The organism is Kribbella sp. VKM Ac-2568 (assembly GCF_004345365.1).
Lineage (GTDB): Bacteria > Actinomycetota > Actinomycetes > Propionibacteriales > Kribbellaceae > Kribbella > Kribbella orskensis.
On record NZ_SLVF01000018.1, the window covers coordinates 150,805 to 165,829 of the forward strand.

Annotated in this window: 15 protein-coding genes and 1 pseudogene; 9 read left to right on the forward strand and 7 right to left on the reverse strand. The window is 68.7% G+C overall.

Annotation, left to right across the window (positions count from 1 at the left end; genetic code table 11):
- Window positions 1-8: 8 nt before the first annotated feature.
- Both purE and EV648_RS38265 read right to left on the reverse strand, forming a co-directional pair.
- Window positions 9-512, reverse strand: coding sequence for a 5-(carboxyamino)imidazole ribonucleotide mutase (purE, locus tag EV648_RS38260; protein ID WP_132300657.1), 504 nt, complete (start codon window positions 510-512; stop codon window positions 9-11).
- Between the two features lie 28 nt (window positions 513-540).
- Window positions 541-1,722, reverse strand: a complete 1,182-nt coding sequence (locus EV648_RS38265; RefSeq protein WP_132300659.1) for a 5-(carboxyamino)imidazole ribonucleotide synthase — start codon at window positions 1,720-1,722, stop codon at window positions 541-543.
- A gap of 144 nt (window positions 1,723-1,866) precedes the next feature.
- On the opposite strand from EV648_RS38265, the gene EV648_RS38270 reads away from it, so the two are divergent.
- Complete coding sequence (locus EV648_RS38270; protein WP_132300661.1) at window positions 1,867-2,427, forward strand: GtrA family protein; 561 nt, start codon at window positions 1,867-1,869, stop codon at window positions 2,425-2,427.
- Window positions 2,428-2,435: 8 nt separating this feature from the next.
- Here EV648_RS38270 and EV648_RS44860 read toward each other — a convergent pair whose 3' ends face one another.
- On the reverse strand, window positions 2,436-2,795 hold the full coding sequence (locus tag EV648_RS44860; protein WP_132300663.1) for a PaaI family thioesterase: 360 nt from the start codon (window positions 2,793-2,795) through the stop codon (window positions 2,436-2,438).
- A 6-nt stretch (window positions 2,796-2,801) separates the two neighbouring features.
- Window positions 2,802-3,422 (reverse strand): PH domain-containing protein, encoded by a 621-nt coding sequence (locus EV648_RS38280; protein WP_132300665.1) that lies wholly within the window; start codon window positions 3,420-3,422, stop codon window positions 2,802-2,804.
- Between the two features lie 192 nt (window positions 3,423-3,614).
- On the opposite strand from EV648_RS38280, the gene EV648_RS38285 reads away from it, so the two are divergent.
- Window positions 3,615-5,012, forward strand: coding sequence for an OFA family MFS transporter (locus EV648_RS38285; RefSeq protein WP_199235056.1), 1,398 nt, complete (start codon window positions 3,615-3,617; stop codon window positions 5,010-5,012).
- Between the two features lie 93 nt (window positions 5,013-5,105).
- Here the strand turns inward: EV648_RS38285 and EV648_RS38290 are convergent, their stop codons facing one another.
- The 3 genes from EV648_RS38290 to EV648_RS38300 all read right to left on the reverse strand — a co-directional run bounded on the left by EV648_RS38290 (window position 5,106) and on the right by EV648_RS38300 (window position 9,320).
- Window positions 5,106-5,915 carry a biotin--[acetyl-CoA-carboxylase] ligase gene (locus EV648_RS38290; RefSeq protein ID WP_132300667.1) on the reverse strand — a complete coding sequence of 270 codons (810 nt, stop codon included), beginning with the start codon at window positions 5,913-5,915 and terminating at the stop codon, window positions 5,106-5,108.
- Entirely contained in the window at window positions 5,915-8,554 is a 2,640-nt protein-coding gene (locus tag EV648_RS38295) for a phosphoenolpyruvate carboxylase (RefSeq protein WP_132300669.1), read from the reverse strand. Before EV648_RS38295 ends, EV648_RS38290 begins: the two co-directional genes overlap by 1 nt.
- Window positions 8,555-8,681: 127 nt before the next feature.
- The gene (locus tag EV648_RS38300) at window positions 8,682-9,320 is read right to left on the reverse strand and encodes a TetR/AcrR family transcriptional regulator (protein ID WP_132186985.1); all 639 of its coding nucleotides are present in this window, start codon (window positions 9,318-9,320) and stop codon (window positions 8,682-8,684) included.
- Window positions 9,321-9,386: 66 nt separating this feature from the next.
- On the opposite strand from EV648_RS38300, the gene EV648_RS38305 reads away from it, so the two are divergent.
- From EV648_RS38305 to EV648_RS38345, 7 genes and pseudogenes are all read left to right on the forward strand, one after another.
- Window positions 9,387-9,866 (forward strand): SCP2 sterol-binding domain-containing protein, encoded by a 480-nt coding sequence (locus tag EV648_RS38305; protein WP_132300671.1) that lies wholly within the window; start codon window positions 9,387-9,389, stop codon window positions 9,864-9,866.
- Between the two features lie 82 nt (window positions 9,867-9,948).
- Window positions 9,949-11,538, forward strand: a complete 1,590-nt coding sequence (locus EV648_RS38310; protein ID WP_132300673.1) for an acyl-CoA carboxylase subunit beta — start codon at window positions 9,949-9,951, stop codon at window positions 11,536-11,538.
- A 28-nt stretch (window positions 11,539-11,566) separates the two neighbouring features.
- Window positions 11,567-11,800 carry an acyl-CoA carboxylase subunit epsilon gene (locus EV648_RS38315; RefSeq protein ID WP_132300675.1) on the forward strand — a complete coding sequence of 78 codons (234 nt, stop codon included), beginning with the start codon at window positions 11,567-11,569 and terminating at the stop codon, window positions 11,798-11,800.
- 10 nt (window positions 11,801-11,810) lie between these two features.
- Window positions 11,811-12,182, forward strand: a complete 372-nt coding sequence (locus EV648_RS38320; protein WP_132300677.1) for a hypothetical protein — start codon at window positions 11,811-11,813, stop codon at window positions 12,180-12,182.
- A 638-nt stretch (window positions 12,183-12,820) separates the two neighbouring features.
- Complete coding sequence (locus EV648_RS38335) at window positions 12,821-13,660, forward strand: helix-turn-helix domain-containing protein (RefSeq protein WP_241996025.1); 840 nt, start codon at window positions 12,821-12,823, stop codon at window positions 13,658-13,660.
- A 63-nt stretch (window positions 13,661-13,723) separates the two neighbouring features.
- Window positions 13,724-14,305: a dihydrofolate reductase family protein gene (locus EV648_RS38340; RefSeq protein WP_132300679.1), complete on the forward strand. Its 582-nt coding sequence runs from the start codon at window positions 13,724-13,726 to the stop codon at window positions 14,303-14,305.
- Between the two features lie 124 nt (window positions 14,306-14,429).
- A pseudogene (locus tag EV648_RS38345) lies at window positions 14,430-15,025 on the forward strand (hypothetical protein); the annotation flags it as partial.

A 15,025-nucleotide genomic window follows, 5' to 3' on the forward strand; every position in this document is an offset into this window, starting at 1 on the left:
GGGAACGGTCAGGATTTACGCAACTGTTCCGCGCCATCACGGACGGTGCTTCCCTTCGCCCGCGCCAGCTCGGCCAGGCTCTCCTGGAAGGCGGTCATCCGGTCCAGCAGCTTCTCGTCATGCGCGGCCAGGATCCGTACCGCGAGCAGCCCCGCGTTGCGGGCGTTCCCGATCGACACGGTGGCCACTGGAACCCCGGCGGGCATCTGCACGATCGACAGCAGCGAGTCCATCCCGTCCAGATACTTCAGCGGCACCGGGACGCCGATCACCGGCAGCGGGGTCACCGCGGCGAGCATGCCGGGCAGATGCGCGGCCCCACCGGCCCCGGCGATCAGCACCTTCAGCCCGCGCCCGTGCGCCGCGCGGCCGTAGTCGATCATCTCCACCGGCATCCGGTGCGCGGAGATCACGTCGGCCTCGAAGGGCACGTCGAACTCGACACACACCTCCGCCGCCGCCTTCATCGTCGGCCAGTCCGAGTCGGACCCCATCACGATTCCCACGCTCATGCTGCCAGTCCTCCGTCGGTGGTGCCGGTCATTCGTCGATCGTGCCGGTCAGGTACGCCGCCGCGTGCCGCGCGCGCTCGCGCGTCTCCTCCAGGTCGTCCCCGTACGCCGTGACGTGGCCGATCTTGCGCCCCGGCTTCACGGACTTCCCGTAGAAGTGGACCTTCAGCCCGGGATCACGCGCCATGCAGTGCAGCAAGCCGTAGTGCATGTCCGCTGTGCTTTCGGAGTCACCACCGAGCACGTTCACCATCACCGTGTACGGCGCACGCGCCGCGGGTGACCCGAGCGGCAGGTCGAGCACCGCGCGCAGGTGGTTCTCGAACTGGCTGGTGACGGCGCCCTCGATCGACCAGTGGCCGGTGTTGTGCGGGCGCATCGCGAGTTCGTTCACCAGCAGTCGGCCGTCGCGGGCCTCGAACATCTCGACCGCGAGGATCCCGACCACGCCGAGCTCCTTGGCGATCAGCAGCGCGGTCTGCTGGGCCTGGGCGGCCCGGTCCGGCGCGAGACCTGGCGCGGGCGCGGTGACCTCGACGCAAATCCCGTCCTTCTGCACGGATTCCACCACCGGGTAAGCGACCGCCTGGCCGTGCGGCGACCGCGCGACCACCGCGGACAGCTCGCGGACGAAGTCGACCTTCTCCTCGGCGAGGATCGGCACCGTCGCCCGGAACGCCTCCTCGACGCTCGGGTCGTCGGCACTCTCAACCACCCAGACGCCCTTGCCGTCGTATCCGCCGCGGGTGGTCTTCAAGATGATCGGGAAGCCGCCGATGCGCTTGGCGAAGTCCTCCACATCCGCCTTGGACGCGACCACCTGGTGCGCCGGCGCGGGGGCGTCGAACGCGTCCAGCCGCTGCCGCATCACCGCCTTGTCCTGGGCGTGCACCAGCGCGTCCGGACCCGGCCGCACCTTGATCCCGTCCGCCTCGAGCTGACGGAGCAGGTCGGTCGGCACGTGCTCGTGGTCGAACGTGACCACGTCCGCCTCGGCGGCGAATCGGCGTACGGTCTCGGGGTCGCGATAGTCGCCCACGGGCGCGTCGGCGACGGCTTGGGCGGCGGACACCGCCGGCCCCTCCGCCAGCACCCGCAACTGGATCCCCAGCGCGACCGCCGCCTCCTGCGTCATCCGCGCCAGCTGACCACCCCCGACCATGCCGACCACGGGAGTTCCGACGGGTAGATCTTTCCGCTCGAACTTCACGGGTGGAGCCTAATGTGCTGACAACAGGCGGTACGCCGGGGGCTGGTTCGGCGCGCGGCGGATTTCGGGGTCGGACCGGTTGCCGGGTACCGTGGGAGACCGCCCTGACCAGTAGTCCGTGTTCACAGAGAGTTTCCTGGACCGTTGAAGATCGTCACAAGGCTGTACCGCCAGGTGGAGCACCTGGTGCAGGAAGTGGCCAAGTTCGGTCTGGTCGGACTGCTCGGCATGATCGTGGACCTGCCGATCTACAACTGGCTCGTCTTCGACAACCCTCTCGTGTTCGGTACGCCGGGCGACGGCATGCTGCACCACAAGCCGCTGACCGCGAAGGTGATCTCGGTCACGGTGGCCACCGTCGCGACGTACCTGGGCAACCGGCACTGGACCTGGAAGCACCGGGAGCGCACAGGGCTGCACCGCGAGTACGTGCTCTTCTTCGTACTGAACGGCATCGGCCTGCTCATCGCGGCCGCCTGCCTCGGCTTCTCCCGCTACGTCCTCGACCTGCACAACGCGCTGGCCGACAACATCGCCGCGAACGTCATCGGCCTGGGTCTGGGCACTCTGTTCCGCTTCTGGTCGTACCGCAAGTTCGTCTTCCGCGAGGAGATCGAACTGGACGAGGCGGAGCACCCCAAGGCGCCGGACAGCCCAGCTGCCCTGGACGCCGAGAGCACCGGCGACCTCCCGGTCATCCGCTGACTCCCACCTCACTGTTCGGCTCGGGCCTCGACGCAGATCAAGGTCTGCTGGCCCGCCGCCACGAGTGACCGCTGCGCGCCCTGGACGCCGAACACCTCCAGTTGGCACACGGTCAGCGTCCGTCCGGACCTGAGCACCTTCCCGACTGCCTCGAGGTGTTCACCTTCGGCCGGTGCGAGCAGGTTGACCTTGTACTCGACGGTAAGGACCGAGGCGTTCTCGGGGAACAGCGTGAAGGCCGCGTAGCCGCCCGCGCTGTCCGCGATCGCGCTGGTGGCACCGGCGTCCGGTCCTGCACCTCTGGGGCCGCCTGCTCCTGTCCCTTGTCTTCCACAACTCTCCTCGAGAGACGCCTGCCGGCTTCCCAGGCTCGGTCAGCGGCGATCGTTGTCGTCGGAGCTGAAGAGGGTTTCGGCGTCCGGCTCGGCGGGCTGCTGCTGGCGGGGACGGCGTTGCAGGTGCTCCGGCGGGGCCTCGTCGTCGAGGATGCCGTCGCCAGGCTTGCCCTCGGGGCCGCCGAAGAGCAGGTCCGACATCTGCAGGTGCATGTGCTCGACGTGCGGCACGTCCGGCAGGATCACCTGGCCGCGCTCACCGGCGGACTCGATGTGCAGCGTTCCGCAGCCGAGGATCCGGTCGATCAGGCCGTGCTCGTAGGACACATCGTTGATCCGCATCAGCGGGATGTCGCGGCCGGTCCGAGTGAGGATGCCGTGCCGGGTGATCAGCCGCCGGTTGGTCAGCGTGTAGGTCGAGAAGAACCACTTCAGGAACGGCTTGGCGCCGAACACGATCAGCACCACCAGGCCGACCACACCGATCGCGATCCGGCCCGGGGTCTGCAGGCTGCCCTGGGGCACGATCGCGGCCAGGAAGCCGCCGCCGGCCGCCACCACGAGCAGCAGGAAGACCGGGAAGATCAGCGCCTTCCAGTGCGTCCGGGTGCTGACGACGACGTACTCGTCCTCACCCAACAACTTCGCCGAGATTGCCATGTCTCCAGTCTCACAGTTCCCGGGGCCGCTGTCGCCGCCCGACACGTTCAGGCGGGGCAGCCCAACTGATGGTTGAACCTTAACTAATTTGATGCTTCACAAAATGGATACAGTCCGCAAAGATGCGCGAGGGGGTACCACGCGAGTACGCGGCGTCACCGTCGGGGGGCTGGACAACTGAGGAGAGCAGTGATGGGCATCTTGTCGATCCTCGATCGGGAGCACACCGTCGCGCCCCCGGGCTACAGCCGCTGGCTGATCCCGCCGGCCGCCCTGGCGGTCCACCTGTGCATCGGTCAGGCGTACGCGACCAGCGTCTACAAGACCTCGATGGTCAAGCACTTCGACGCCAGCCAGACCCAGATCGGGATCATCTTCAGTATCGCGATCGTGATGCTCGGCCTGTCCGCCGCGGTCGGCGGCACCTGGGTCGAGCGCAACGGCCCGCGCAAGGCGATGTTCGTGTCCGCCTGCTTCTGGGCCAGCGGCTTCCTGGTCGGCGCACTCGGCATCGGGACCAGCCAGCTCTGGCTGGTCTACCTGGGCTACGGCGTGATCGGCGGCATCGGGCTCGGGATCGGCTACATCTCGCCGGTGTCCACGCTGATCAAGTGGTTCCCCGACCGGCCGGGCCTGGCGACCGGCCTGGCGATCATGGGCTTCGGCGGCGGCGCGCTGGTGGCCAGCCCGCTGTCGCGGCAGCTGCTCAGCCTGTACGACGACGGCTACGACCCGGACAACTCCGCGTCGGTGGCCGGAGGTGGTGCGCTGGTCGCGCTGTTCCTCACCCTCGGCATCGGCTACTTCGTCGTGATGATGTTCGGCGTGTTCAACATCCGCGTTCCCGCCGAGGGCTGGAAGCCGGACGGGTTCGACCCGGCCAACGTGGACACGAAGGCCCTCGTCACGACCGCGAACGTGTCGGCCGCGAACGCGATCAAAACCCCGCAGTTCTGGCTCCTGTGGGTCGTCCTGGCCTGCAACGTCACCGCGGGCATCGGCATCCTCGAGCAGGCCAGCCCGATGATCCAGGACTTCTTCCGCGGTGACGACGGCAAGTCGTCGATCGCGGTGGCCGCGGCCGCGGGCTTCGTCGGGTTGCTGTCGATCTTCAACATGGGCGGACGGTTCGCCTGGTCGACGACCTCCGACGTCATCGGCCGCAAGCCGATCTACATGATGTACCTGGGCGTGGGCATGATCGCCTACTTCCTGCTGGCGACGGTCGGGCACAACAGCACGGCGATCTTCGTCCTGCTGGCGGCGGTGATCATTTCCTTCTACGGCGGCGGATTCGCCACCGTCCCGGCCTACCTGCGCGACCTGTTCGGCACCTACCAGGTCGGCGCCATCCACGGCCGGCTGCTGACCGCCTGGTCCGTGGCCGGCATCGCCGGGCCGCTCATCATCAACGGCTTCCTCGACCGGGAGGGCAAGCCGGGCACGCTGACGGCCGAGGCCTACCGACCGGCGTTGTTCACCATGATCGGCGTGCTCGCGATCGGCTTCATCGCAAACCTGCTGATCCGCCCGGTCGCGGCCCGGTTCCACGAGCAGAGCAAGGAAACAGCATCGGAGGCAGCTAAATGAACCAGACACCCCGTCTCGTCGTCTCCTGGGCGCTGGTCGCGGTACTACTCGGCTACGGCGTGATCCAGACGCTCGTCACCGCGGCCAAGCTCTTCACCCACTAGTACGCAAATGAGTCACATCGCCGGCGGCCAGCGGACGAGGGCCGTCGGCGGTGTCGACCACCAGGCGGCCGTCCGCGTCCATCTCCTTGGCCGTGCCCTCCAGGAATGTGCCGTCGGGTAGTTCCACCCGTACGGAGCGCCCGAAGGTGGCTGACAGCTCGGTGTACTCCGGCAGGATCACCGCGGGATCCCCGGCAGCCTCCACCCAGGTCTGGTACCGCGTCGCCAGCTCGCGCAGTACTGCGGCCATCACCGTCGCGCGATCCGTGGTCGCGGCGCCTTCCAGGGCGAGCGAGGTCGCCGCCGGGTGGGGGCGCTCGTCCTCGCGCAAGGTGACGTTCAGGCCGATGCCCACGACCGCGGCCGGGCCGTCCACCCGTTCCAGCAGGATTCCAGCCAGCTTGCGGTCCTCCACCAGTACGTCGTTGGGCCACTTCACCTGCGCCGGGATCTCCCCGACACGGCGAACGGCCGCAGCGACGGCCAGCGGGACCAACAGGCCCAACCACGGCCAGCGGACAGCCGCGACAGCCGTCGGGCGCAGCAGGGCCGACATGAGCAGGGCAGAGCGAGCCGGAGTGGTCCACGTACGGCCCAGCCGCCCACGGCCCGACGACTGGTACTCCGCCGCTACCACCAGCCCCTCGGCCGCTCCAGCGCGTGCTGCTGCCGCCACTACCGCGTTGGTCGACTCCGTCTCGACCAGTACGTCGATCTGGCTCCACAGGGAGCCGGGACGGACCAGCCGCCCCTGCAAGAACCGCGCGTCGAGCGGCGGCCTGTCCAGGTCCTCGAACATCAGCCGGTGTTCTGCAGGCCGGCGGCAACGCCTGACACGGTCAGCAGCAGCAACCGCCTGGTCCGGACGATCTGCTCCTCGTCCAGCGAGTCATCCGTCCGCAGCGTCCGCAGGGCTCGCAACTGGAGGTAGCTCAGCGCATCCACGTACGGGTTGCGCAGCTCGACCGCGCGGCCGAGCACCCGGCGGCCACTGAGCAGCCGATCCCCGTCGAGCACCTTCAGCACCCACTCGGTGGTCAGCTCGTGCTCGTCCAGCATCTGTTGGGTGAGGTCCTGGCGGTCGCCAAGCTCGAGGTAGCGCCCGAGGATGCGCCGGTCCGTCTTGGCCAGCGACATCTCGGCGTTCTCCAGCATCACCTGGAACAACGGCCAGTTCTTGTTCGCGTCCTGCAGTACTGCGACGTCCCCGACAGCGGCCAAGGCGGAACCGAGCCCGTACCAGCCCGGGGCGTTCACCCGGGCCTGCGACCAGGCGAAGACCCACGGGATCGCCCGCAGGTCCTCCAGGCTCGACACAGCCACTCCGCGTCGCGCCGGCCGGGATCCCAGCGGCAACTGCCCCAGCTCCTCCAGCGGGGTCACCCGGCCGAACCACTCCGCGAACCCCGGGGCCTTCACAAGCCGGTGGTACGTCGTACGGGAGGCCTCGTCCATGGTCTTCTCGACGACGGCGAACCGGTCGGCCGCAGCGGCGGCACGCTCCTCGATGGCAGGGGTGGAGGCCAGCAGGGTCGCGGCCGTCACCTGCTCGATGTGGCGTTGGGCGATCGCGGCGTTGCCGTAGCGGGCGGGGATCGCCTCGCCCTGCTCGGTGAGCTTGAACCGGCCCGCGACCGACCCCGGAGCCTGGGCGAGTACCGCGCGGTTCGCGGGACCGCCGCCACGGCCCAGGGCACCACCCCGGCCGTGGAACAGGGTCAGCCGGATCGCGTTGCGCTGCGCCCACGCGGTTATCCGCGCCTGCGCGTCGTACAGGGCCAGCGTGGCCGAGACCGGGCCGACGTCCTTGGCGGAGTCGGAGTAGCCCAGCATGACCTCGAAGCGCCGGTCGTTGGCCGTGAGGCGGTGCCGGACCCGGGTGAGCTGGATCGCGTTGTCCAGCACCTCCACCGAGTTCTGCAGGTCCTCACCGGTCTCGAACAGCGGTACTACGTCCAGCTCGATCGGGCGGCCGTCCATCGCGGCGTCGGCCAGCTCGTAGACGGCCGCGAGGTCCCCGGCGTTGCGGGTGAACGACACGACGTACCGGCGGCAGGCCTCGGGGCCGAAGCGCTGCTGGATCTGCCCGATCACCCGAAGAGTGGCCAGTACTTCCTCTGTCTGGTCGGAGAGCTCGCCGCCGCCGAGGACATCCTCCAGCGCCTTCGTGTGCACCGACGAGTGCTGCCGGACCTCGAGCTCGGCCAGGTGGAAGCCGAACGAGCTCACCTGCCAGATCAGCTGCTGCAGCTCGCCGTACGCCTGGCGTGGAGCTCCGGCGGACACCAGCGAGTCCTGCAGCACCTTGAGCTCGTGCAGGAAGTCAGTGGCGCGGGGGTAGCCGAAGTCGGCGTCCCGGGCGCGAGTGGCAGCCAGCCGGCGCGCTGCGAGCAGCAACAGCTGGCGGTGCGGCTCCGACGGCGACCGGGTCTCGATATCGGCGATCAGGTCGGGGTTGACCGCGCGGGCATCCTCCAGGATCCGCCGGACCGGCGCGGACGGCGGAGTGGTCGCCGCGTCCAGGGTGAGGGCGCGGCCGAGCTGGTCCGTGGCGCCCTCGAGGGCACGCAGTACATGGTCGGCCTGGATCTGCATCGCCTCGCGGGTGATCGCGGCTGTGACGTTCGGGTTGCCGTCCCGGTCGCCGCCGATCCACGAGCCGAGCCGGACGAACGGCGCCACCACCGGCTGCTTGGTGCCGGCGGCCTCCCCCGCCAGCGCGTCGTCGAGCCGCCGGTAGACGTTGCCCACGACATCGAACAGGGTCTCCTCGAACACCGCCATCGCCGAGCGGACCTCGTCCAGCGGGGTCGGCCGGCTGGTCCGCAGCTGCGAGGTGCGCCAGAGGATGTCGATCTGCTCGACCAGGCGGCGCTGGTTCTCGGCCAGCTCGCTGTCGCCGGTCCGCGGGTCGCTCCGCTCCTCCAGCAGCGTCGAGATCCGCCGGATGGTCGCCAGTACCGCGCGCCGCCGGGCCTCGGTGGGGTGGGCGGTCAGCACCGGGCGAAACTCGAGACCGTTGAGCAGAGCCCGGGCCTGCTGCTCCCCGGACTCCAGCGAGATCTTCTCGACCGCCTGGGCGAGCTCCGACACCGACGGCGCGTCACCAGCGCGGTCGCGCTCGCGCAGTACGCGGGCGCGGTGCAGCTCCTCGCTCAGGTTGGTGAGGTGGAAGTAGCAGGTGAAGGCGCGGGCGACGTCCTCGGCGCGCTCGTACGGCCAGGAGGCGACCAGCCGCTCTGCCCCTTCGCCGTCTCCGGCGATGGTCAGCTCGCGGAGTCTCTCGACGTCGTCCAGCAGCGGCTGGCCGGCGTACTCGACCAGGACGCGGCCGAGCAGCTCGCCGAGCAGGCGCACGTCGGCACGCAGTTCCTCGGGGACTTCGAAACGTGCGCGGGTACGGGTGCGGGCGTTCGCCTGACTGCCGGTCTCGGTCACGTTCGCCCACGATATCCGTGGCCGCACACTCTCGCCTCCCAGTCCGACCAGTGAGCGACAACCGTGACTTAGCGTGACGAAGAGTGGGGGTGACGCGACAGTAACGACCTGGACCGGGCGGCCGGGGCTAGACGTTGCCGAAGCCGCCGCCGACGACCTGGGAGACCACCTTGGCGAGCTGGGCCGGGGTCCGGTCGGTGCCGTCGACAACGAGCATCCGGGCGCAGGCCTCGGTCATCGAGGCGAGCATCTCGGCGAGCACCGGCAGGTTCGCGTCCGGCTCGGTGACCCCCGGCAACGATTGCACAAGGGTCAGCCGCAGACCCTCCACCAGGAAGGCGCGAGCGGCCCGGACCCGGTCGGCCACGGCGGGCGCCGCGCCGTACTGGGCGCCGAAGACGATCCGCCAGGACTGCGGCGACTTGGCCGCCGTCTCCAGGAACGCGGTCAGGCCTTCGAGCACGTGCTCCTCCGGCGTACCGACGGTCGGGTCGGCCGGCAACGCGGCCATGATCGAGAGGACCAGGTGCTGCTCCTCGCGGGCCAGCAGGGCGAGCAGCAGTTCGTCGCGGTTGGCGAAGGAGTCGTAGACGACCGGCTTGGTGACACCGGCGGCGTCGGCCACCGACTGCATCGTCGTACCGGCGAAGCCGCGCTCGGAGAAGACCTCGAGGGCGGCGTCCAGGATCAGGGGGCGCCTGCGCTCCGGACCCAGGTGCGCGGCGCGGCGGCGAGGTTCCGCAACCGGGTCTTCAGGGCTGACCACTTGACAAAGCTAGCAGAGCGTAGGAAATTCCTACGGTCTGGTAGGAACTGTCGTGGGAGGTCCTGGATGGCCGAACGTGGCAGCGCGCGGTGGCTGGAGTCGGATGACTTCACCGCCCTCGACATGGCCGAACTCGCCCGGCTGGTCGACCGGACCTCGGAGCGAGAACTCCGGCATCGGCTCATCGGGGGTGTGCGAGAGGTCGCGTTGCGCGAGATCTTTCGCCGGATGCCGGAGTACCTCCGCCCCGCGCGGGCGGCGGGATTCGACGCGGTCGTCGCCTGGCAGATCACCGGAGCCGGTGGCGGCGGCGTCGACGAGTACCGGATCCGGGTCAGCGACGGCTCCTGCCGGGTGCTGACCGACTACTCCGAACCACCCGCGATCTCGGTCCGGACCGACCCGGCCACGCTGCTCAAGATTGTCACCGGCAACGAGGACCCCGTGCTCGCAGTACTGAAACAGCGTCTCTCGGTCCGGGGCGACCTGGCGCTGGCCGCCCGCCTCACCAAGCTGTTCGTCGTCGGCCCGACCGCCTCCTGCTGACCGGCCCCATTACGCCCGGTGTGGCCATCGTCATCCGGCTGTGCCCGCCAAGTCGGTGCCGGGGAAGTTAGAGTGCCCGCTTATGGGAGAGACCGTGAATATCCACACCACCGCCGGGAAGATCGCGGACCTGGAGCACCGGCTGGACGAGGCCGTGCACGCCGGGTCCGAGCGCGCGGTGGAGAAGCAGCATGCCCGGGGCAAGAAGACCGCCCGGGAGCGGATCGCGATGCTGCTGGACGAGGGCTCCTTCTCCGAGCTGGACGAGTTCGCCCGGCACCGCTCGACCGCGTTCGGCCTGGACGCCAACCGCCCGTACGGCGATGGCGTGGTGACCGGGTTCGGCACCATCGACGGCCGCCAGGTGTGCGTGTTCGCGCAGGACTTCACCGTCTTCGGCGGCAGCCTGGGTGAAGTGTTCGGGGAGAAGATCGTCAAGGTGATGGATTTGGCGATGAAGATCGGCTGCCCGCTGATCGGCATCAACGACTCCGGCGGAGCCCGCATCCAGGAAGGCGTCGTCAGCCTCGGCCTGTACGGCGAGATCTTCCGCCGCAACGTCCGCGCCTCCGGCGTGATCCCGCAGATCTCCCTGATCATGGGCCCCTGCGCGGGCGGCGCCGTGTACTCCCCCGCGGTCACCGACTTCACCGTGATGGTGGACGAATCGTCGTACATGTTCATCACCGGCCCGGACGTGATCAAGACCGTCACCGGCGAGGACGTCACCCAGGAAGAACTCGGCGGCGCCCGCACGCACAACACCAAGTCCGGCAACGCGCACTACCTGGGCAGCGACGAGGAGGACGCGATCGACTGGGTGAAGGCACTGGTCTCGCACCTGCCGCAGAACAACCTCGAAGACCCGCCGGCCTTCGACGAGCGGGCCGACCTGGAGCCGAGCGAGACCGACCTGGCGTTGGACGCGCTGATCCCGGACTCGCCGAACCAGCCCTACGACATGCACACCGTGATCGAGGCGGTCGTCGACGACGCCGAGTTCCTCGAGGTCCAGGCACTGTTCGCGCCGAACCTGATCGTCGGGTTCGGCCGGGTCGAGGGCCGCCCGGTCGGCGTGGTCGCGAACCAGCCGATGCAGTTCGCCGGCACCCTCGACATCGACGCCTCCGAGAAGGCGGCCCGCTTCGTCCGGACCTGCGACGCGTTCAACGTGCCGATCCTGACCTTCGTCGACGTGCCGGGCTTCCTGCCCGGCACCGACCAGGAGTGGAACGGCATCATCCGCCGCGGCGCCAAACTGATCTACGCGTACGCCGAAGCCACCGTCCCGATGATCACCGTGATCACCCGCAAGGCCTACGGCGGCGCGTACGACGTGATGGGGTCCAAGCACCTCGGCGCCGACATGAACATCGCCTGGCCCACCGCGCAGATCGCGGTCATGGGCGCCCAGGGCGCGGTCAACATTCTGCACCGCCGCGAACTCGCCGCCGCAACGGAAGCCGGCGACGACACCGAGGCCACCCGCCAGCAGTTGATCACCGAGTACGAAGACACCCTGGCCAACCCCTACATCGCGGCCGAACGCGGCTACATCGACGCGGTGATCAAGCCCAGCGAGACCCGCGCGGAGATCATCCGCGCACTGCGCCTGCTCCGCACCAAGCGCGACACCCTCCCGCCCAAGAAGCACGGGAACATCCCGCTGTGATCACCCCGCACCCGACGGGAGGAACCCGATGACCGACTCGACCGAGACCCCAGCCGGCCAGCCACTGATCCAGGTCGTCAAGGGCAACCCGACTCCCGAGGAACTGGCCGCCCTGGTGGCCGTCATCTCCGCCCGAGCCGCCGCTGCCGCCGCGCCCACTCGGTTGCCGGACCACGCGAGCGACTGGGCGTCGTACTGGCGCAACGTACGCCGTCCCCTCCAACACGGTCCAGGTCGTTGGCGAGCCAGCGCTCATCCGTGACACTGGCGCTATGGCCAAGTACGAGGTCAACAAAGCGGCGGTGGAGGCTGCGCGGGGCATGATCGAGGCCCGGCAGTACGTGCTGGACAGCGACTGGGGCGAGGTGCAGCCCGATGCCGAGGCGCAGAACGCGTTCCTGGACAAGCACGGGTGGGAGCAGTACGCGCTGTGGCATCTGGGGTTGACCGTCGGGACCAATGACGAGACGAAGGCGCGGCATGCCTTTGTGTACGGGGATTTCCGGCGGGTGCACCGGAGCGGGCTGATCGCCTGCGTGTACCGCGCGGCCGAGTGGCGGCACAAGGACGTCGAGCTGGCCGCACATGACCTGCTGCAGCAACTCGACGCCAAGTCCGGCCTGGAGCCGTCCTCCTCCGACTAGCTAGTGCCTCGTCCGGAAAGGTTGGGGTCGTAACTCGAGTCGGGTTTGACCGGTTCGGCGGTGGGTGTGGAGGCTTGCTGGCGGAGGTGGTGATGGCTCAGGTGGCAGGCGACCAAGACCTGGAAGGCCAGCAAGGACCCGGACTTCACCCAGAAGATGGCTCGCATTCTCGATCACTACGACCATCCACAAGCCGCGATCGCCGGCTACGTCCGCTGGCGCAACAAACACGCCAAACCCAAACGACACTTCGCCGTCGACTCCAAGATCCACCGGCCTGATTACCCACCGAACGTTACTTGACGAGGCACTAGCCACTCGGCTTCGTCCGGCGGGCGCTAAACGCGCCACCAGATGCCGCCCATCGACTCCGTGCCCGCAGGCTGTGGCGCAACGTTTCTCTTGAGGGCTCCACCGAAACTTCCGGCGGGCAACCCCAATAGGGGTCTGGGCACAGACTCTCGCACGATCCCACGGATGCCTGACCGACCGCCGCCGGCGCCGCAGCATGACGGCCCTTCACAACGTGGGGTGTAGTTGGGGACCGAAATGCGCCGGAGCGCCCGTCAGGGATCGGCGCCGGCTCGATGCTGGCGGCGGCGCTTGATGCCGGATGGGCCGTCGGCAATGATGTCGGCGTGGAGTATGTGTCCAGGGTGCCCGGTCCGCCGCTGGACGGGCTGATCGACGACCTCTACTACCTGGAGGGCGCCCCGCCGTACTCCCGGTTGATGCTGCCGGCGGCGCCCGCGCCATTGCTCATCGTCAACCTCGGGGCGCCGTTTCTCATCCGCGCAGGCACCGACGTAGACGCCGTGGAGTACGCCGACGGCTGCGCGGTCACCACGCCCACGCGTGCGTGGGAGTTCAGCTACCCAACCCCGACCCGGTCCGTGGGCGTCCACTTCAGGCCGTGGGGCCTGGCACCGTTCCTTCCGATGCCCGCGGCCGAGTTGTGCGACCGACCTGCGACCGTGGAGCAGATCTGGGGCCAGCCCGCTATCGCTGAATTGCGACACCGACTGACTTTGGCGGACGCACCGCACGAGATGCTGATGTTGCTCGAGGAAGAACTGGTGCGACGGCTGCGGGTGATCGACGGTCTTGACCTGGTCCGCCAAATGAGCAGCGCCGTCGCGGCGACAGGCGGGACAGTGCCGATCAGCGACATCGGTGTGGCGGCCCGCGCCAGCAGCACGTATTTGGCGAAGCGGTTCAAGGCCGTAGTCGGTGTCACGCCAAAACGGCTGGCTCGCAGCTACCGCTTCAGCTCCACCGTGTTGGCGCTCGACGTCGCTGCACCGATCGACTGGGGAGACGTTGCCGCTGGCGCGGGCTACTTCGACCAGGCCCACTTCGTGCGCGAGTTCCGGGAGTTCACCGGGCTCACGCCGACCCGGTACGCCGAAGTCCGGCGGCGATTCCTGCGCGATCATCCCGACCACGTCCTGGACGGCTGGCCGCTCCCAGCCGATTGATTTCGTACAAGAGCGACAGCTCACGCCGCACAAGACTTGGGACTCCAAACAGAGGAGGAATCCATGGGGAAAGTGGTCATGAACGCGTCGGTTTCGGTGGATGGTTTCATCGCGGCTGAGAACGACGATCCCGGTCCGATCTTCGAGTGGCTGGTCAGCGGTGACGTGCCGTTGGACGACAGTGGCGTTCTGAAGGTGTCGCAGGCTTCGTTCGACTACGTCCGGCCGTACTGGGACGAGGTCGGTGTGACCATTGCCGGCCGTCACGCCTTCGACATCACCGACGGCTGGGATGGGACGCCTCCGAGTGGGATCGACCATGTGGTCGTGGTGAGTCACCGTGGTGCGCCCGAGGGCTGGGACCTCCAGGCGCCGTTCCACTTTGTCGACGGCATCGAGGCGGCCGTGGCCAAGGCGCGGGAGCTTGCGGGTGACCGCACTGTCGAGTTCGGTGCTGGCGACGTCGGCGGCCAGGCGCTCGCCGCAGGTTGGGTCGACGAGGTACGCATGGACGTCGCACCCGTCGTGCTCGGGTCCGGTAAGCGTTACTTCGGCTCCGTCGACGCGCAGCACCTGCTGGAAGGCCCAGACGTAGTTGTTCAGGGCAACCGGGTGCTTCACCTGCGCTATCGGGTGCGCCGTTGACCGATCTGAGTGGGTACGCGAAGAAGACCGCTGCGACGGTGACACGAGATCGGGCGTCCGGCTGCGTTTGTGCATCGCTGCCTCGGGACGGAAGTCGTGGTCTTCCAGATTGGCACACCTCGACTTGTCTGACGCTACCTTTGCCTGCCCTGACCTGACCAAGTTCTGCCGGCTCGATGAGCTCGGCTTGGCCGTCACCGGCCAACGACTCAGGCCCGACCGTGCGGTGCTGGCATGCCGGGTCGTCGAGCCGGACCAGTGGTGCCGTCGCTGTGGTTGCGAAGGCGTACCGCGCGACACCGTGACCCGGGAGCTGGCCCACGAGCCGCTGGGCTGGCGGCCGACGACGCTCGTGGTGACCGTGCGCCGCTACCGGTGTACCGCTTGCGGTCACGTGTGGCGCCAGGACACCAGCCTCGCGGCTGAGCCGCGAGCGAAGCTGTCGCGTCGCGGGCTGCGGTGGGCACTCGAGGCGATCGTGTGCCAGCACCTGACCGTGGCCCGGGTCGCCGAGGGACTCGGGGTCGCGTGGAACACTGCCAACGACGCTGTCCTGGCCGAAGGCAAGCGGGTGCTGATCAACGACGAGAACCGCTTCGACGGTGTCAACGCGATCGGGGTAGACGAGCACGTGGTGCGCCACGAGGCGCTGTTGTTTCGGATGGAGGTGAGAGACCTGCATCGCTCGGCCGTCGTAGCGGTCGGGTGGAAGCTGGCGGC